At 60.6% G+C, this 19,715-nt stretch carries 10 protein-coding genes and 4 pseudogenes; 1 reads left to right on the top strand and 13 read right to left on the bottom strand.

From position 1 onward, the window contains the following. Positions 1 to 54: 54 nt before the first annotated feature. From hemE to pilM, 10 genes and pseudogenes are all read right to left on the bottom strand, one after another. A pseudogene (gene hemE / locus F0169_RS20570) lies at positions 55 to 1,121 on the bottom strand (uroporphyrinogen decarboxylase). A 243-nt stretch (positions 1,122 to 1,364) separates the two neighbouring features. Beyond that, a complete protein-coding gene (locus tag F0169_RS20565) occupies positions 1,365 to 2,783 on the bottom strand; it encodes an FAD-dependent oxidoreductase (protein WP_152747481.1) in 1,419 nt (472 codons plus the stop codon). Positions 2,784 to 2,816: 33 nt separating this feature from the next. After that, complete coding sequence (gene gltB, locus F0169_RS20560) at positions 2,817 to 7,262, bottom strand: glutamate synthase large subunit (protein ID WP_058411820.1); 4,446 nt, start codon at positions 7,260 to 7,262, stop codon at positions 2,817 to 2,819. 351 nt (positions 7,263 to 7,613) lie between these two features. Then, complete coding sequence (locus F0169_RS20550; protein WP_058411821.1) at positions 7,614 to 9,188, bottom strand: SPOR domain-containing protein; 1,575 nt, start codon at positions 9,186 to 9,188, stop codon at positions 7,614 to 7,616. Between the two features lie 10 nt (positions 9,189 to 9,198). Beyond that, a complete protein-coding gene (gene aroB / locus F0169_RS20545; protein WP_122251956.1) occupies positions 9,199 to 10,299 on the bottom strand; it encodes a 3-dehydroquinate synthase in 1,101 nt (366 codons plus the stop codon). Positions 10,300 to 10,421: 122 nt separating this feature from the next. After that, positions 10,422 to 10,940 carry a shikimate kinase AroK gene (aroK, locus tag F0169_RS20540; protein ID WP_058411823.1) on the bottom strand — a complete coding sequence of 173 codons (519 nt, stop codon included), beginning with the start codon at positions 10,938 to 10,940 and terminating at the stop codon, positions 10,422 to 10,424. A gap of 4 nt (positions 10,941 to 10,944) precedes the next feature. Further along, positions 10,945 to 12,201 (bottom strand): annotated as a pseudogene (locus F0169_RS20535) (type IV pilus secretin PilQ); the annotation flags it as partial. A gap of 138 nt (positions 12,202 to 12,339) precedes the next feature. After that, on the bottom strand, positions 12,340 to 13,311 hold the full coding sequence (locus F0169_RS20530) for a pilus assembly protein PilP (protein WP_152747479.1): 972 nt from the start codon (positions 13,309 to 13,311) through the stop codon (positions 12,340 to 12,342). Then, positions 13,308 to 13,859: a PilN domain-containing protein gene (locus F0169_RS20525; RefSeq protein WP_058411826.1), complete on the bottom strand. Its 552-nt coding sequence runs from the start codon at positions 13,857 to 13,859 to the stop codon at positions 13,308 to 13,310. Before F0169_RS20525 ends, F0169_RS20530 begins: the two co-directional genes overlap by 4 nt. After that, positions 13,856 to 14,511: pseudogene (gene pilM / locus F0169_RS20520) on the bottom strand (type IV pilus biogenesis protein PilM). The gene F0169_RS20525 and the pseudogene pilM overlap by 4 nt, the downstream one beginning before the upstream one ends. A 220-nt stretch (positions 14,512 to 14,731) precedes the next feature. On the opposite strand from pilM, the gene F0169_RS20515 reads away from it, so the two are divergent. Further along, positions 14,732 to 17,194, top strand: coding sequence for a penicillin-binding protein 1A (locus F0169_RS20515; RefSeq protein ID WP_425274308.1), 2,463 nt, complete (start codon positions 14,732 to 14,734; stop codon positions 17,192 to 17,194). A 194-nt stretch (positions 17,195 to 17,388) separates the two neighbouring features. On the opposite strand, the gene F0169_RS20510 is transcribed toward F0169_RS20515, so the two are convergent. The 3 genes and pseudogenes from F0169_RS20510 to F0169_RS20500 form a co-directional block, all read right to left on the bottom strand. Then, positions 17,389 to 18,657, bottom strand: coding sequence for a malic enzyme-like NAD(P)-binding protein (locus tag F0169_RS20510; RefSeq protein ID WP_099240886.1), 1,269 nt, complete (start codon positions 18,655 to 18,657; stop codon positions 17,389 to 17,391). Between the two features lie 303 nt (positions 18,658 to 18,960). Then, on the bottom strand, positions 18,961 to 19,197 hold the full coding sequence (rpmE, locus tag F0169_RS20505; protein WP_003237330.1) for a 50S ribosomal protein L31: 237 nt from the start codon (positions 19,195 to 19,197) through the stop codon (positions 18,961 to 18,963). 320 nt (positions 19,198 to 19,517) lie between these two features. Further along, positions 19,518 to 19,715: pseudogene (locus F0169_RS20500) on the bottom strand (aldehyde dehydrogenase); the annotation flags it as partial.

The following is a 19,715-nucleotide window of genomic DNA, read 5'->3' as shown; positions in this document are numbered from 1 at the left end:
AACCAACCCAGACAAAAACGCGGCATTAGCCGGGCGTTTTTGATAGGGCTGCAATCACTCGTGATACTGCGCCGACAGCTCATGCACCGCGCGCAGGAACGCGCCGGCATGCTCCGGGTTCACTTCTGGCGTGATGCCGTGGCCGAGGTTGAACACGTGTCCACTGCCTTTGCCGTAGCTTTCGAGAATACGCCCGACTTCGCTGCGGATCGCTTCCGGCTTGGCGTAGAGCACGGTCGGGTCCATGTTGCCTTGCAACGCAACCTGGTTGCCGACGCGGCGGCGGCTTCGCCGATGTCGCAGGTCCAGTCCAGGCCGAGCGCGTCAGCACCGGCGTCGGCGATGCTTTCCAGCCACAGGCCGCCGCCTTTGGTGAACAAGATCACCGGCACTTTGCGGCCTTCGTGTTCGCGGATCAGGCCGCTGACGATTTTGCGCATGTAAGCCAGGGAGAACTCCTGGTACGCCGCCGCCGACAGGTTGCCGCCCCACGTGTCGAAAATCTGCACCGCTTGCGCGCCGGCCATGATCTGGCCGTTGAGGTAGCTGGTGACCGACTGCGCCAGCTTGTCCAGCAGCAGGTGCATGGCTTGCGGGTTGTCGTAGAGCATGGCCTTGGTTTTGCGGAAGTCTTTCGACGAGCCGCCTTCGACCATGTAGGTGGCCAAGGTCCATGGGCTGCCGGAGAAGCCGATCAGCGGCACGCGGCCGTTCAGTTCGCGGCGGATGGTGCTGACGGCGTCCATCACGTAACCGAGGTCTTTGTGCGGGTCGGGGATCGGCAGGGCTTCGATATCGGCCAGGGTGCTGACGACCTTCCTGAAACGCGGGCCTTCGCCGGTCTCGAAGTACAGGCCTTGGCCCATGGCGTCAGGGATGGTGAGAATATCGGAGAACAGAATGGCCGCGTCCAGTTGTGGATAGCGGTCCAGCGGCTGCATCGTGACTTCGCAGGCGAACGCAGGGTTCATGCACAGGCTCATGAAGTCGCCGGCATGGGCGCGACTGGCGCGGTATTCCGGCAGGTAGCGACCGGCTTGACGCATCATCCACACGGGCGTGACGTCTACGGGTTGCTTGAGCAGGGCACGAAGGAAACGGTCGTTCTTGAGGGCAGTCATGTCGGCATCCGCAAAAAAAGTGCGGGCATTTTCTCAGAGCGCGACGCAAAAGGCACGGTATGCGCCGTGCCTTTTGTCTATCGGGTCGATTTGTCGCGGGGTATTGAATGCGCTGAAAGCAAATGTGGGAGGGGGCTTGCTCCCGATAGCTGAGTGTCAGTCAATACATTGGGTGACTGATACACCACCATCGGGAGCAAGCCACCTCCCACCTGTTGATCCCGTTTCGACTCGGGATTGGGCTTAGACCTGCAGGTAATCGAGGATGCCTTCGGCGGCATTGCGGCCTTCGAAGATCGCCGTCACCACCAGGTCAGAACCACGAACCATATCGCCACCGGCGAAGATTTTCGGGTTGCTGGTCTGGTGCTTGTACTGGCCTTGTTCCGGGGCAACTACACGGCCCTGGCTGTCGGTCTGGATCTCGAACTGCCCGAACCACGGCGCCGGGCTTGGGCGGAAACCGAAAGCGATGACCACGGCGTCTGCCGGGATGATCTCTTCAGAGCCCGGAATCGGCTCAGGGCTGCGGCGGCCACGCGCGTCCGGCTCGCCGAGACGCGTCTCTACCACCTTCACGCCTTCGACGCGGTCTTCACCGACGATAGCGATCGGCTGGCGGTTGTAGAGGAATCGCACGCCTTCTTCCTTGGCGTTCTTTACCTCTTTGCGCGAGCCCGGCATGTTGGCTTCGTCACGACGGTACGCACAGATCACCGACTTGGCGCCCTGGCGAATCGAGGTGCGGTTGCAGTCCATCGCGGTGTCACCACCGCCCAGCACCACGACCTTTTTGCCTTTCATGTCGACGAAGTCTTCCGGCGCCTTTTCAAAGCCCAGGTTGCGGTTGACGTTGGCGATCAGGTAGTCGAGCGCGTCATACACGCCCGGCAAATCCTCACCGGCAAAGCCGCCCTTCATGTAGGTGTAGGTGCCCATGCCCATGAACACGGCATCGTATTCGGCGAGCAGTTGCTCCATGGTCACGTCTTTGCCGATCTCGGTGTTCAGGCGGAACTCGATGCCCATGCCGGTGAACACTTCACGACGGTTGCTCAGTACGGTTTTTTCCAGCTTGAACTCGGGGATGCCGAAGGTCAGCAAGCCGCCGATTTCCGGGTTCTTGTCGAACACCACCGGGGTCACGCCGCCGCGCACCAGCACGTCGGCACAGCCCAAACCAGCCGGGCCTGCGCCAATGATCGCGACGCGTTTGCCGGTCGGCTTGACCTTGGACATGTCCGGGCGCCAGCCCATGGCGAACGCGGTGTCGGTGATGTACTTCTCCACCGAGCCGATAGTCACTGCGCCAAAACCGTCATTGAGCGTGCAAGCGCCCTCACACAGACGGTCCTGTGGGCAAACGCGGCCGCACACTTCCGGCAAGGTGTTGGTTTGGTGCGACAGCTCGGCGGCCGCGAGGATGTTGCCCTCGGCCACCAGTTTCAGCCAATTGGGAATGAAGTTGTGCACCGGGCACTTCCATTCACAATACGGGTTACCGCACCCCAGGCAGCGGTGGGCCTGGTCGGCCGAGTGCTGGGGCTTGAAGGGTTCGTAGATTTCCACGAACTCTTTTTTGCGTTGACGCAACAGTTTCTTCTTCGGATCTTTGCGCCCGACATCGATGAACTGGAAGTCGTTATTCAGACGTTCAGCCATGTTAAAACCTCATCAAACTTCTTCAGGCGCATATCACTGCGGGTTGGCACGGATGCTGGAAAGCAACGATTTCAGGTTGGCAGCCTTGGGCTTGACCAGCCAGAAACGACGCAGGTAGTCGTCCAGGTTTTCGGCGAGGTTACGCCCCCATTCGCTGCCGGTTTCCTCGACGTACTCGTCCAGCACGTGCTGCAAGTGGTTCCGGTAGGATTCCATGGCTTCGCCGCTGATCCGCTGGATCTCGACCAGCTCGTGGTTGACCTTGTCGACGAAGGTGTTGTCCTGGTCGAGCACGTAGGCGAAACCGCCGGTCATGCCCGAACCGAAGTTGTAACCGGTCTTGCCGAGTACCGCGACAAAACCGCCGGTCATGTACTCGCAGCAGTGATCGCCAGTGCCTTCCACCACGGTGTGGGCACCGGAGTTACGCACGGCGAAACGCTCACCGGCCGTACCCGCGGCAAACAGCTTGCCACCGGTGGCGCCGTACAAGCAGGTGTTGCCGATAATCGCGCTGTCTTGCGACTTGTAAACGCTGCCCGCTGGGGGAACGATCACCAACTTGCCGCCGGTCATGCCCTTGCCCACGTAGTCGTTGGCGTCACCTTCCAGGTACATGTGCAGGCCGCCGGCGTTCCACACGCCAAAACTCTGGCCCGCAGTGCCCTTGAAGCGGAACGTGATCGGCGCCTTGGCCATGCCCTGGTTGCCGTGCTTGCGCGCGATTTCGCCGGAGATACGTGCGCCGATGGAGCGGTCGCAGTTGCAAATATCCAGCGCGAATTCGCCGCCGCTGGCGTCATTGATCGAGGAGCTGGCCATGTCGACCATCTTCTCGGCCAACAGGCCTTTGTCGAACGGTGGGTTGCGCTCTACCTGGCAGAATTGTGGCTTGTCGGCCGGGATGTGATCGCTGCCCAACAGCGGCGTCAAGTCCAAGTGCTGTTGCTTGGCGGTCTGGCCTTGAAGGATGTCGAGCAGGTCGGTGCGGCCGATCAGTTCTTCCAGCGAACGCACGCCCAGCTTGGCCAGCCACTCACGGGTTTCTTCGGCGACGTAGGTGAAGAAGTTCACCACCATGTCGACGGTGCCGATGTAGTGATCCTTGCGCAGCTTTTCGTTCTGCGTCGCGACGCCGGTGGCGCAGTTGTTCAGGTGGCAGATGCGCAGGTATTTGCAGCCCAGCGCGATCATTGGCGCAGTGCCGAAGCCGAAGCTTTCGGCGCCGAGGATCGCGGCCTTGATCACGTCGAGGCCGGTTTTCAGGCCGCCGTCGGTTTGCACCCGCACCTTGCCGCGCAGGTCGTTGCCGCGCAGGGTCTGGTGAGTTTCAGCCAGGCCGAGTTCCCACGGTGCGCCCGCGTATTTGATCGAGGTCAGCGGCGAAGCGCCAGTGCCACCGTCGTAGCCCGAGATGGTGATCAGGTCGGCATAGGCCTTGGCCACACCGGCGGCGATGGTGCCCACGCCGGCTTCTGCGACCAGTTTCACCGAGACCAGCGCCTGCGGGTTGACTTGTTTCAAGTCGAAAATCAGCTGCGACAGGTCTTCAATCGAATAGATGTCGTGGTGCGGCGGTGGCGAAATCAGGGTCACGCCGGGGACTGCATAACGCAGTTTGGCGATCAAACCGTTGACCTTGCCGCCAGGCAGTTGCCCGCCCTCGCCGGGCTTGGCGCCCTGCGCGACTTTGATCTGCAGCACTTCGGCGTTGACCAGGTATTCGGGGGTTACACCGAAACGGCCGGTCGCGACCTGCTTGATTTTCGAGCTTTTGATGGTGCCGTAGCGCGCCGGGTCTTCACCGCCTTCGCCGGAGTTGGAACGCGCACCCAGGCGGTTCATGGCTTCGGCCAGGGCTTCGTGAGCCTCAGGCGACAACGCGCCAAGGGAAATGCCCGCGGAGTCGAAACGCTTGAGGATCGATTCCAGCGGTTCGATTTCACTGATCGCCAGCGGCGTGTCGAGGGTTTTGACCTTGAACATATCGCGGATCATCGACACCGGGCGGTTATCCACCAGCGCGGTGTATTCCTTGAACTTGGCGTAGTCGCCCTGCTGCACAGCGGCTTGCAGGGTGCTGACCACGTCGGGGTTGTACGCGTGGTATTCGCCACCGTGCACGAACTTGAGCAGGCCGCCTTGCTGGATCGGCTTGCGCGCGCTCCAGGCTTCGGCCGCCAGGGCTTTTTGTTCGGCTTCGAGGTCGACGAAGCGCGCGCCCTTGATGCGGCTCGGCACGCCACGAAAGCTCAACTCGCAGACCTCTTCGGACAGGCCGATAGCCTCGAACAACTGCGCGCCACGGTACGAGGTAACGGTGGAGATGCCCATCTTCGAGAGGATCTTCAACAGGCCCTTGGTGATGCCCTTGCGGTAGTTCTTGAACACCTCATAAAGGTCGCCGAGCACTTCGCCAGTACGGATCAGGTCACCCAGCACTTCGTACGCCAGGAACGGATAAACCGCCGAGGCGCCGAAGCCGATCAGCACCGCAAAGTGGTGCGGGTCGCGGGCGGTGGCGGTTTCCACAAGGATGTTGGAGTCGCAACGCAGGCCTTTTTCGGTCAGGCGGTGGTGCACCGCGCCGGTGGCCAAAGAGGCGTGGATCGGCAGTTTGCCTGGGGCAATGTGGCGGTCGGTCAGTACGATTTGGGTACGACCGGCGCGCACCGCTTCTTCGGCCTGATCGGCGACGTTGCGCACAGCGGCTTCAAGGCCGAGGCTTTCGTCGTAGTTCAGGTCGATGATCTGGCGGTCGAAGCCCGGGCGTTCCAGGGTCATCAACGAACGCCACTTGGCTGGCGAAATAACCGGCGAACTGAGGATCACGCGGGACGCGTGCTCCGGCGATTCCTGGAAGATGTTGCGCTCGGCACCGAGGCACACTTCCAGCGACATCACGATGGCTTCACGCAGCGGGTCAATCGGCGGGTTGGTGACCTGCGCAAATTGCTGGCGGAAGTAGTCGTACGGCGTGCGCACGCGCTGGGACAGCACGGCCATTGGCGTGTCATCGCCCATCGAGCCGACGGCCTCGTAGCCTTGCTCGCCGAGCGGGCGCAGCACTTGGTCGCGCTCCTCGAACGTGACCTGGTACATCTTCATGTACTGCTTGAGCTGGTCCACGTCATAAAAAGCCGAACCGTGGTCGTTGTCTTCCATGGTCGCCTGGATGCGCAAAGCGTTCTTGCGCAGCCATTGCTTGTACGGGTGACGCGACTTCAAGCGGTTGTCAATGGCGTCAGTGTCGAGGATCTGCCCGGTTTCAGTGTCCACGGCCAGGATCTGGCCAGGCCCTACACGGCCTTTGGCGATAACGTCTTCAGGTTTGTAGTCCCAAACGCCGATTTCCGACGCCAGGGTGATGAAACCGTTGGTGGTGGTGACCCAACGCGCCGGGCGCAGACCGTTACGGTCGAGCAGGCACACCGCGTAGCGGCCGTCGGTCATTACCACGCCAGCCGGGCCGTCCCACGGTTCCATGTGCATCGAGTTGTATTCATAGAACGCCCGCAGGTCCGGGTCCATGGTCTCGACGTTCTGCCACGCAGGCGGAATGATCATGCGCACGCCACGGAACAGGTCGATGCCGCCAGTGACCATCAGCTCAAGCATGTTGTCCATGCTTGAGGAGTCGGAACCCACGCGGTTAACCAGCGGGCCGAGTTCTTCGAGGTCCATCAAATCGTTGGCGAACTTGGTGCGTCGGGCCACGGCCCAGTTGCGGTTGCCGGTGATGGTGTTGATCTCGCCGTTGTGGGCGAGGAAACGGAATGGCTGAGCCAGCGGCCATTTCGGCAGGGTATTGGTGGAGAAGCGCTGGTGGAACACGCAAATGGCGGTTTGCAGGCGCTCATCGCTCAGGTCTGGATAGAAGGCGGTCAAATCCGCCGGCATCATCAGGCCTTTATAAATGATGGTCTTGTGCGAAAAGCTGCAGATGTAGTGGTCGGCGTCGGCTGCGTTGGACACCGACGAGCGACGACGCGAGGTAAACAGCTTGATCGCCATGTCCTGGTCGCTCAGGCCGTCACCTGCAATAAACACTTGTTCGATCTGCGGCAGGCGCTCCAGGGCCAGGCGGCCGAGCACGCTGGTGTCGATCGGCACTTTGCGCCAGCCCACCAGTTGCAGGCCGGCAGCCAAGATCTCGCGGTTCATGTTCTCGCGAGCGGCTTGCGCTTTAACCGGGTCCTGGTTGAAGAACACCATGCCCACGGCGTACTGCTTGGGCAGGTCGACAGCAAATTGCTCTTTAGCAACAGCGCGCAGGAACTGGTCGGGCTTTTGAATCAGCAAGCCGCAACCGTCACCGGTCTTGCCATCGGCGTTGATCCCACCGCGGTGGGTCATGCAGGTCAGGGCCTCGACGGCCGTTTGTAAAAGGGTATGACTGGGCTCGCCCTGCATGTGGGCAATCAGGCCGAAACCGCAGTTATCCTTGAATTCATCGGGTTGGTACAGACCTGCTTTCATAGACACTTTCTCACCAGGCTGCCTCTTATTTCGAGACAAATTTCTTTTCAATTCAACCGGTTACCTTCCGCGCCGAACGTCTGCCGGCTTGGCGGGGGCAAAAGGGAGGTCATTGTACACACCGACACTTAGGCTCACAAATTTAGCGACGAAATGTCGCAAATGTATGTCGCATTTATGAAAGGTTTAAAGCGATATGCTGTGCTAGTCAAAACCTTTTTAATTTTGACTGCTACGACTCAATAGCTACTGTGACGCAGACACTACAAAGCGCGCGGCCTTGAGGGCAGCACGCACTTGCGGTTTTCTTGAGGTGCCGGGAGAGGCGGCCTGGGTAAGGCCGCCGAATCTTCAGCGAGTTGTTGCCAGTTCCTGTTGGACGCTGGCGACAGTGCGAGGCCAAGGTTTACCAGCCTGAACCTTCGCTGGCAAGGCCTTGATGGCGGAATCGGCTGCTGCACGGCTGGAGAAATTGCCGTAGGTGATCACGTAGAGAGGCTTGCCGTTGAGCACTTTCTTGAAATAACGGTACTCGCCGCCCTGCTCTTTCACGAACGCCTGAGCGTTGGCTTCGGAGCTGGTGCCGAGGATCTGCACCACGAAGTTGCCGGTCGGTTGGCTGGCGTACCAGCTGCTGCCGGCAGCGCCAGCCTTGGCAACGGTGGCGGCCGGTTTTTCAGCAGGCTTGGCAGCCGGGGCGGGTTTGGCGGCTGGCGCAGGTGCGACCGGTTTGGTCACAGGCGCAGGCTTGGCGGTGGCGACAGTGGGCGCCGGTGTCGGCGTCGGCGCGGGTTTGGCAGCGGCAGTCGCCGCCGGGCCAGCCGGTACGCCGGCAGGTGGCGCGGTGGTGGTAACCGTCGGCGGGGTGGCGCTGGAGCCTTCAACCGGCACGCCGTCGTCGCCTTCGGCAATGCCACCGGCTTCTTCGGCGAGCGGGCCGCGCATCACGGGTTGGCCGACCATCGGCAGGTTGGTCGGTTGGCCGGAGTTGGCGAATTCGACATTTGGCGTGGGCTTGCCCAGTGGCAACTGCGCCTGTTCGGTTGGCGCGCCGGCCGTGGTGGGCGCTTTGCTGCGACCTGGAATCAACCAGGCGGCGGCGACAGCGACCACGACAACGGCGGAAATAGCCAATACGTGCTTCTTAGGCATAGTAAACCCCATCTTTGGACGCTTAACCGCAGAACGGCTGGCAATCATGGCTTCGATCAAGGCATCGCGAGCGACCTGGTTGATGGTGCCAGGCCAACCGTCGGAGCTTTCGTGAATATCAGAGATCTGCGAAGCGGAGAAAAGTTCGATGCCAGCGCCTGCGCCTTCGAGGCGTTGAGCCAGGTATTCGCGGGTTTCTTCCTCTTCGTACGGCTGCAGTTCGATGACGTGAAACAGCTCCTGATCACCGCTGATCTGCTCCAGATCGGCGATTAACGACGACTCACCAAACAGGAACACGTGCGGGCGACCTTCCGGCGTACCCGCCGCCAACGCCAGCAACGCTTCCAGGGCGGATTCGTCGAGCTGCTCGGCGTCGTCCACCAGCAGGTAGACTTCCTGCCCGGTCAGGCCCAACTGCACCACTTGCTTGAGGATCGCGTTCGGCTCGGCGGTGGCGACGTTCAGCGCCTGCGCCACTTGGCGCAACACGCCGGCCGCATCACCAGCACCGCGAGCCGACACCACCACGCTCTGTACCGATTGCTTATTGGTGCTGGCAACCAGCGCCTGGCGCAGCAAGGTCTTGCCGCTGCCCAATGGGCCGGTGACCACCAGCAACAACTGGCTGTAGCGCGCAAGATGGTGCAATTGGCCAAGCACCGGCTTGCGCTGGGCAGGGAAAAATTTGAAACCAGGCACCCGTGGAGCGAATGGGTCGTGGCTTAACTGGTAATGGCCGAGGAACGCCTCGTCGGCATGCAAACTAGTCATCGGGATCTTATTAACCTTTCAGCTGGGCCAGGGCGCGGTAATCCGCTCCCAGCGTAGCCTGTAAAATCTCTTTCGGATAATCGTCGGTCACCACAGCTTCGCCAATGTGGCGCAGCAGCACCAGCCGCAGTCGACCGTCGATCACTTTCTTGTCTATTGCCATATGTTCGAGAAAATCCGCCTCAGTCATTGCCGAGGGCGGAATAACCGGCAAACCGGCGCGCTGGAACAGACGGATACCGCGATCCCGCTCTTGCGCGCTGATCCAGCCCAAGCGTTGCGACATCTCCAATGCCATCACCGTGCCAGCCGCGACGGCCTCGCCATGCAGCCACACACCATAGCCCATGTGCGTTTCGATCGCATGGCCGAACGTGTGCCCCAAGTTGAGCGTGGCGCGTACGCCGGATTCACGTTCATCGGCATTCACTACCAGCGCCTTGGCGGCGCAGGAGCGCGAAATCGCTTCGGTCAGCGCCACTTGGTCGAGGGCGCGCAGCGCGTCCACATGCGCTTCGAGCCAGGTCAAAAACGGCTCGTCACAGATCAGCCCGTACTTGATCACCTCGGCCAGACCCGCCGACAGCTCGCGCGGCGGCAGGGTATTGAGGGTAGCGGTATCGATCAGTACGGCTTGCGGCTGGTAAAACGCGCCGACCATGTTCTTGCCCAACGGGTGGTTGATGCCGGTTTTGCCGCCCACCGACGAATCGACCTGGGACAACAAAGTGGTCGGCACCTGGATAAAGTCCACGCCACGCTGGTAACAGGCGGCGGCAAAACCGGCCATGTCGCCGATCACACCGCCGCCCAAGGCGACCACGGTGGTACGACGGTCATGGCGCGCAGTCAGCAGGCCATCAAATATCAGTTGCAGGGTTTCCCAGTTCTTGTGAGCTTCGCCGTCAGGCAAGATCACCGAAATCACCGAGTACGCCGCCAGGCTGCGGCTCAGACGCTCAAGGTACAGCGGCGCGACCGTTTCGTTGGAGATGATCGCCACTTGCCGACCGGCAATATGCGGCGCAAGCAACTCGGGCAGGTCCAACAGACCTTCGCCAATATGGATTGGGTAGCTGCGCTCGCCTAGATCGACCTTAAGTGTCTGCATGTGTCCCCGCGTGAAGATATATGTACGATCGGCAACGCTCAGTTGACGCCGCCTGATGGCTCTGCGCCACACCTCGAACCGTGATAACGCGCCGCCGAGAATAGCGCATTTCGGGCTTGGCTTTAACGGGGTGGTAACTGCTGCAAGCGCTCAAGAATGTCGAGAACCACCATTCGTGGCGGCCGCTCATCGGTTTCAACCACCAGATCGGCGATTTCCCGATACAGCGGATCGCGCAGCGTCAGCAGATCCTTGAGGGTTTTGGCCGGGTCGGCGGTGCGCAGCAACGGGCGATTGCGATCACGGGCGGTACGGCCCACTTGCTGTTCAACCGACGCATGCAGGTAAACCACGCGCCCACCAGCATGCAGCGCCCGGCGGTTTTCATCGCGCATGACAGCGCCGCCGCCGGTGGCCAACACTACGCCGTCGAAGCCGCACAGCTCGGCAATCATCGCCTGCTCGCGGTCGCGAAAGCCCAGCTCGCCTTCCTTATCGAAAATCCATGGGATATTGGCGCCCGTGCGCAATTCAATTTCCTTGTCGGAATCTTTGAATGGCAGGCGCAGCTCTTTGGCCAGCAAACGGCCGATGGTGCTTTTTCCAGCCCCCATCGGTCCTACAAGAATCAAATTTCGCACAGAATCAACGACTCACAGCAATCGCCTGGTTATTCATAATACGCGGAGTCAGGAATACCAGCAGCTCGGATTTTCTTTGTGCCAGCACATCTCGCCGGAAAAGGCGGCCAAGATACGGCACATCGCCCAAAAATGGCACTTTATCTACCACTTTGCTTTGGGTATCTGAAAAAACCCCGCCGATGACGATGGTCTCGCCATCCTTGACCAGCACCTTGGCGTTGACTTCGTTTTTCTTGATGGGCGGAACGTCGTTGAGCTTGTTCAAATAGTCCGGCTCGTCCTTGGTGACTTTGACCTCCATGAACACCCAGCCGTCAGGGGTAATTTGTGGGGTTACCTCAAGTGACAGCGAGGCCTCCTTGAATGACACCGAAGTGGCACCCCTGGAGGTGGATTCCTGATAGGGAATCTCGGTGCCTTTGAGGATACGTGCGGTCTCCTTGTCGGAAGTGACCACCTTGGGCTGTGAGACGATTTCACCGTTGCCGGTTTTCTCCATGGCGGTGAGTTCCAGGTCGAGCAACAGGTTGTCGGTGATAAAACCGATGCCCATGCCTGCGGTACCCGTGAGTGAACCCAAGTCAACAAACGACGAACCGGGCGGGCTCGCCAGTGCTTCAGCGCCCTCGGCCGAAGGCTTGCCAAGCCCGCCGGCGCCCCAGTTACCACGGTTGAGCCGGCCACCCCAGCGCACGCCGAGGCTTTTGTCGTAGTCGACATTGGCCTCGACGATGCGTGCCTCGATCATCACCTGACGTACCGGAATATCCAGCTGCGCCACGATGCGCCGCAGCTCTTCAAGCCGCTCGCCGGTCTGGTAGGCGATGATGTTATTGGTGCGCTCATCCACCACCACCGAGCCGCGCTCGTCGGGCACGCCTTCGATGCTGGTCACCGACTGGAATAACTTGGCCAGGTCCGCTGCCTTGGCGTAATTGACCTGCAACAGCTCCCGGCGCAGTGGCGCCAACTCAGCCAATTGCTTGCGCGACTCAAGCACCAGCAGTTCGCGGGCGGCCAACTCTTCGGCGGGCGCTACCAGCAAAACACCCGCCGTCACGCGCTTGTCCAAGCCTTTGGTTTGCAACACCAGGTCCAGCGCCTGATCCCAGGGCACGTCCTTGAGCCGCAGGGTAATCGAGCCTTGCACCTCATCGCTGGCAACCAGGTTGAGCCCGGCGACATCGGCGATCTGCTGCAATACCGCACGCAACTCGATGTTCTGGAAGTTAAGGTTCAGCGTTTCACCGCGGTGAGCGCCCAAACCTGCGCTGCCGGGGGGCGGCAGTTGGATCAGGTCCACGCGATGAGGCACAGCAAAAGCCATCGGTGCCGTGAACGCTATCCATAGCGCCACACCGAAGGACGGCAAAGTCCTTTTCATTGTTTGATTCCGTTATGAGTTGACGTTTAAAACGAGGGTTCGCGAACGCTGCAGCCATGCGCCCTGTTCATCCGGGAACAGCTCGGCCAGTTCGATGTGGCCGGCATGAATGGCCGTGACCTGGCCGTGGTTCGGCCCCAGGTAGTCGCCGACCGCAAGCCGATGCACGCTGGACGCGGCGCGCAGCAAGACGAAGGTGTGCACACCCCGGGACAAGGTGCCGACCATTTTGAACTGGTCGACGGCCAGACCTTCAAGCGCTCCACGCGCCCGAGCGAGGTCTGGCGCAGGCGCCGGGCGGCCAGGCGCATGATCGACCTGCAAGGTGCGCGGCTGGAAAGGATCACGCAGCGAAGCGGCGCTGTAGGCAAATCGCGGCAGCGGTTCAACCGTCACACCCGAGGGGCTGCGCGGCGATGCACTCCGATAGGTCTTGGCCAGCAGCGCCAGTTGCACCCGGGCGCCATCAGAACGAAGCACAACATCGTGCACGCTGACGATGCGCGACAACCCGCCCAGAGCACTCACGAACGTCGCCAAGTCGTGGTAGGCGCCCACAACACCAACCTGCACAGGCTCCTCGATAAACAACGGCTGAGGTTGCTCGTCCAGCACGGTGACGCCCTCCACCGCCAAACCGTTGGCAACCGCCAGCCGGGCAATGTCTTCGAGCAAGCCTGGGGTGTCTGACTCGCCGGGCATTTGCCGTAAAAGCCCGGCAACCGCCTCCTGCATCACGTGGGCGTGACGCGTGCGGCCCTCAACGCTGGCGGCCAAGCCAGCCTTTTGCGCAAGCGCCTGTCGCAGTTCAACAGCCTGCGCCTCGGACGTATTAAGCCGATCACGCGCAGGGCTCAGGTACACGCCGTTGCCCACTAAAAACACGAGCCCTGCCAGCGCGCAGCCGAATAGAAGCTTGCCCGGCAAGGGCCATTTCGCAGCGTTATGAGAGAGCGTGAAAAAGTCGAGCCTGGGCAGGCTCATGGCAGCGCCTCGGTGGAATCGCCTTGGCGCACCACCAGTTGAAATTGGTTAGCGCCGCGCTCGCCTTCCGCTCGCACATGCCGCAACCGAGTGGCGTGAGCACCTTCAGAAGCCTCCAGGCGGCGCATCAATTGCGCGATGTCCTGGCTGGACTCGGCACTGCCGCTGATGCTGACGGTATCGCCCTTGGCGACCACCTCATGCAGGTGCACCCCGTCGGGCACCGCACGGGCCAGTTTGTCCAAAAGCTCGGCGCTGGCGGAGCGGGCTTCGTGCACATCCTGCACGACCTTCATGCGCTCGGTCATTTGCAGGCTCTGCTCCTGCAAGTCGTCGATGGTCTTGATAAGCGAATCCTGAACGGTGACTGCTTTGCTCAGGTGATTGTTACGCGTTACCTGCCGGTCGATAGCCTGATCGATAACTTGATCTGCCAGCCACACCGCCGCCAGCGCGACACCTGCGAACACCAGCAAAAACACCAGGAAGTATTTGCGCCGCCGCTCGGCCAGCGCCTGACGCCAAGGCAAAAGATTGATCCGTGTCATCCTGCGAAACTCCTCAGGGCCAACCCACAAGCAATTCCCATCCCGTGGGCATCCACCGCCCATTGTGCGCCATCGACACGATGGCACGGCGTGAAGCTGGCGAAATCCTGACTGCAAGCGCGCTCCAATGCAAACCCTTCAACATCCACCACGCGCGCCACCAGCCCGGCCAGGGCTAAAACCGCCTCGCGGGCCTCGACTTGCTCACGCAGGCAGGCGGCCAACACTACTTCGACCCTCAGAGGGTCTTGGGCGCACGGGCCGCGAACCTGAAAGTCGATGGCGACATCATCCAATGGATAAGGAATGTATTGATCGGCCTCCATCTGGATGTTCCAGACCATCTCCTCGTCGCTGAGCCCGGCTTGCATTTCGATCACCCTGGTGATGACCGATGGCCCCGCCACCGCAACCGCCGCCCGGCGCGTTGAGGTGCGTAGCCGCGATAACGCCTGGCGCAGCGCCTGCCCTATGGCTGCAAGGTCCAACAAGGTGCCGTCGACTACCGCGTGGCCGGCAATGCCTGGGCGGCGTAACCCTGAATGGTGTAGCCGTCGGCTGACCGGCCCAGCTCAACCAGCTTGATGCCTGCGTCATTGATGTCGATGCCCAATACGGCGTCGACTTTTCGCCTGAAAAATCCTTTTCGCATAAAACTCCCTAAAATTTTGCCTGTCATACCGCCTGATTGCGCGTTGGCGTGGTGCATTCGGTCGACTTGTTTGAGTAGCACGAATGACGCCCCAAGCCGAAAATGCTTTAATGCCCAGCGTTTTTCCCCGCTTTTTATCTGCTGCTCGGGTCGATCCATCGTTTGCCATGCATGCCCCGACGCGTAACTCTTTCTTTTCTCTGGAAATCCAAAAGCCTTGATTCGTCTGCTGAAGTTTTTCGGGTACTCCATTGTCGCGGTCGTCTGCGGGCTACTGCTCGTACTCAGCGGTGCATACCTCTACCTTAGTCCGGGTTTGCCCTCCGTAGAGGCACTCAGAAGTATCCAGTTGCAGATTCCTTTGCGGGTCTACAGCAGCGATGAAAAACTGATCGCGGAGTTCGGCGAGATGCGCCGCACACCGATCCGTTTCGCCGACATTCCGCCCAACTTCATCAGCGCCTTGCTGTCGGCTGAAGACGATAATTTTGCCAATCATTATGGTGTCGACCCTAGCAGCCTGGTGCGTGCGGCCACTCAGTTGGTAAAAAGCGGACACATTCAGTCCGGCGGCAGCACCATCACCATGCAGGTGGCGAAAAACTTCTTCCTCACCAGCGAGCGCAGTTTTTCGCGAAAAGCCACCGAGATTCTGCTGGCGCTGCAAATTGAACGTCAGTTGACCAAGGACGAAATCCTTGAGCTGTACGTCAACAAAATCTACCTGGGCAATCGTGCCTACGGGATCGAGGCGGCGTCGCAGGTTTACTATGGCAAGTCGATTCGTGACGCCAGCCTGGCGCAGATGGCGATGATTGCCGGCCTGCCCAAGGCACCGTCGCGTTTTAACCCGCTGGCCAACCCGGCACGCAGCAAAGAGCGTCGCGACTGGATCCTGGGCCGCATGTACAAGCTCGGCAAAATCGATCAGGCCGCTTATGAAAGTGCCGTGGCCGAGCCGTTGAACGCCAGCTACCACGTACCGACGCCGGAAGTGAACGCACCGTACATCGCTGAAATGGCGCGGGCCGAAATGGTCGGCCGCTATGGCAGCGAGGCCTACACCGAAGGCTTTCGCGTGACCACGACCGTGCCGAGCGACCTGCAGGAAATCGCCAATACCTCGGTGCATTCAGGCTTGGTCACCTATGACCAGCGCCATGGCTATCGCGGCCCTGAGTCACGCCTGCCGGGCAAAACCCTGAGCGCCTGGACCACCGAACTGAGCAAACAGCGCCCGATCAGCGGCCTGGAACCCGCCATCGTCACCCAAGTGATGAAAGATGGCGTGCAGGTGCTGACGCGCACCGGCGAAGCGCATGTGGAGTGGGACAGCATGAAGTGGGCGCGCCCCTTCTTGAACACCAACAGCATGGGCCCGATGCCCAAGCAGCCGTCGGACGTGGCGCAGGTGGGTGATTTGATCCGCGTGCAGCGCCAGAAAGACGACAGCCTGAAGTTCAGCCAAGTGCCCGTGGCACAGGGCGCGCTCGTGTCGCTGGACCCACAGAACGGGGCTATCCGCGCGCTGGTCGGCGGCTTCGCCTTTGAGCAAAGCAATTACAACCGCGCGACCCAGGCCAAGCGTCAGCCGGGTTCGAGCTTCAAGCCATTTATCTACAGCGCCGCGCTGGACAACGGCTACACCGCTGCCAGCCTGGTCAACGATGCGCCTATCGTGTTCGTCGACGAGTACCTGGACAAAGTCTGGCGCCCGAAGAACGACACCAACACCTTCCTCGGCCCGATCCGCGTGCGCGAGGCGCTGTACAAGTCGCGTAACTTGGTGTCGATCCGCCTGCTGCAGGCGATGGGTGTCGGCAAAACCATCGACTACATCACGCGCTTTGGCTTCGCCAAGTCGGACCTGCCACCGAATCTGTCGCTGGCCCTCGGCACCGCAACCCTCACGCCGATGGAAATCGCTACGGGCTGGAGCACGTTTGCCAATGGCGGCTACAAGATCACGCCGTACCTGATCGACAAGATCGAGAGCCGCAATGGCGACACCCTGTTCACCGCCAACCCGCCACGCGTGCCGGGTGACGTGGTCAACGGCGTGGCCGCCACCGACGGCCTCGCGGCGCCGAGCAACGGCGGCATCACCATCGAGCCGACGCCAGGCGCAGCGCCCGCCACCAACGCCACTGCCCCGGCCGAGCCACAAGCACCGGCCGTGGCTGAGCGCATCGTCGACGGCCGCACGACCTACATCCTCAACAGCATCCTTGAAGACGTGATCAAGAAGGGCACCGGCCGACGCGCACTGGCCCTTGGCCGAGCAGACATCGCGGGCAAAACCGGTACCACCAACGAGTCCAAAGACGCTTGGTTCTCCGGCTACAACGCCGACTACGTAACGACTGTGTGGACGGGCTACGATCAGCCGGAAAGCCTCGGCCGTCGCGAGTTTGGCGGCACCGTCGCGCTGCCGATCTGGATGAGCTACATGGGCGCGGCCTTGAAAGACAAGCCGCTGCACACTCAGCCCGAGCCGGAAGGCATCCTCAGCCTGCGGATTGATCCGGTCAGTGGCCGCGCAGCATCGCCAAGCACCCCGAACGCGTACTTCGAGCTGTTCAAGAGCGAAGACACGCCGCCATCCGTCAACGAGCTGGGCAATAGTGTTGCACCGGGCAGCCCACTGCCGGCGGATGAAGGCGCGCCGATCGACTTGTTCTAACCGCAACCTCAATGTGGGAGGGAGCTTGCTCCCGATTGCGCCGTATCAGTCGCCGGATTCATTGACTGACAGCCTGTAATCGGGAGCAAGCCCCCTCCCACAGTTGGCTCGGCACAAGGCTCGCGTTTAATGCCACACAGCAAAAAGCCCCGACTCGTCAGAGCCGGGGCTTTTTGTTGGTGCGCTACAACGGCTTAGCCGTTGAACACATCATCCACGCTTTGCAGCGGGTAGTGCTTCGGATACGGCAGGGTGGCCACACCGGTCTCGATGGCGGCTTTGGCCACGGCATCCGAGATCAGGGTGATCAGGCGCTTGTCCATTGGTTTCGGGATGATGTACTCACGACCGAATTCCAGCTTGGCGCCACCGTAGGCGTCGCACACGTCTTGAGGAACCGGCAGTTTGGCCAGTTCACGCAGGGCGTTGGCGGCAGCTACTTTCATTTCTTCGTTGATGCGTTTGGCGCGAACGTCCAGTGCACCACGGAAGATGAACGGGAAGCCCAGTACGTTGTTGACCTGGTTCGGGTAGTCCGAACGGCCAGTCGCCATGATCACGTCGTTACGGGTGGCGTGAGCCAGCTCCGGCGAGATTTCCGGGTCTGGGTTGGAGCAGGCGAACACGATCGGGTTGGCCGCCATGGATTTCAGGCCATCAGCGCTCAGCAGGTTCGGGCCGGAAAGGCCGACGAACACGTCTGCACCGTTGAGGGCATCCGCCAGGGTGCGCTTGGACGACGGGTGGGCAAACATCGCCTTGTACTGGTTCAGGTCGGTACGCTCGGACTGGATAACGCCCTTGCTGTCGACCATGTAGATGTTTTCCAGCTTGGCGCCCATGCTCACGATCAGCTTCATGCAGGAGATGGCCGCAGCGCCGGCGCCCAGGCAGACGATCTTCGCGTCAGCCAGGGTTTTGCCGGCGATTTCCAGGGCGTTGATCATGCCGGCCGCAGTCACGATTGCGGTGCCGTGCTGGTCATCGTGGAATACCGGGATGTCGCACTGCTCGATCAAGGCCTTTTCGATTTCAAAGCACTCAGGCGCCTTGATGTCTTCCAGGTTGATGCCACCGAAGGTGATGGAAATACGTTTGACGGTGTCGATGAAAGCCTGCGGGCTTTCGGAGTCGACTTCGATGTCGAAAACATCGATACCGGCAAAGCGCTTGAACAGCACGCCTTTACCTTCCATGACAGGCTTGGAAGCCAATGGGCCGAGGTTACCCAGGCCGAGAATCGCGGTGCCATCGGAAATCACTGCAACCAGGTTGCCTTTGCCGGTGTACTTGTACGCCAGTTCAGGATCGCGGGCGATTTCACGTACGGGCTCGGCAACGCCAGGGCTGTAGGCCAGCGACAGGTCGCGGGCGGTGGCAGTGGCTTTGGTGAGCTCTACACTCAGCTTTCCTGGACGAGGATGAGCATGATATTCGAGAGCGGCAGTTTTCAAATCAGACATATCGGCATTCCGCTTTTACTGTTGGTCGACGGACCGCCGAGGATACGCGTGTCGTAAAGTCCCCACAAGACTGGTCAGTCACAGGTGTCAAGGCCGCTGCGCTAAGACTTTCGGCCAAGAGCCACGCGGCACAAGGGCTCAACTGTTCACAATTCGATTAAAAAATGTCTACAATTTTTTCTTTCAGCATTGATGTGAGCGATGCACTACCGGATGAAGTCGGCCACATTTCAGGCACAAAAAAGGCGCCCGCGATGGGCGCCTTTTTTAACAGCTTGCAAAAGCCCGCAGGGCTTTTGAGCCTTACTCTGCTGGAGTAGCTGCAGCAGGCTTCTTGCCGAAAGCACCAAAGCGATCTGCGAAGCGCTGTACACGGCCGCCGGTGTCCAGAGTTTTCTGCTTACCGGTGTAGAACGGGTGGCACTCGTTGCATACGTCAGTACCCAGTGGCTTGCACAGGTTCGAACGTGTTTCGAACTTGTTGCCGCAGCTGCAGGTTACTTCGATGGTTTCGTACGCTGGATGGATATCGGCTTTCATGGTGACTTCCTCGGGCTAGCGTGCCGCCACTCGACACTATTGTCGAATACCGCACGTAATTAGGCCGCGGATTCTACCAGACCTTTTAAAACGCGCAAGCGCAGGTTACGGCTGACCAGCCGTGTAAAAGCACCTTTCATCAGAAAACCGGCCGCGCAGATGCCGGGGCGGGCTCCCAAGCAGAATGCAGTCAACTGTGGGAGCGGGCTTGCTCGCGATAGCATCAACTCGGTATGCCTGATGCACCGAGGTGCCTGCATCGCAAGCCAGCCCGCTCCCACGGGTGTGCGCGTTTGATCAAACTACAACGCTTGTTCTACTTACGCAGCAGGCTTGAGTACAACCTTGGTCCAGCCGTCGTCACGGGCGTCGAAGTGCTTGTACGCATCAGGCCCCTCGGAGAGTTTAAGGCGGTGCGAAATGATCTGCGCGGGGTTGGCGCGCCCGTGATGGATAAGCTCAGCCAAGCGGCGGTTGTAGACTTTTACGTTCGCTTGCCCGGTTCGAATCTGCTGCCC

The sequence above is a fragment of the Pseudomonas kitaguniensis genome (genome assembly GCF_009296165.1).
GTDB classification, from domain to species: Bacteria; Pseudomonadota; Gammaproteobacteria; order Pseudomonadales; family Pseudomonadaceae; genus Aquipseudomonas; species Aquipseudomonas kitaguniensis.
The sequence above is the reverse complement of the archived record's forward strand: the minus strand, read 5'-3'. Positions and strand labels throughout refer to the sequence as shown.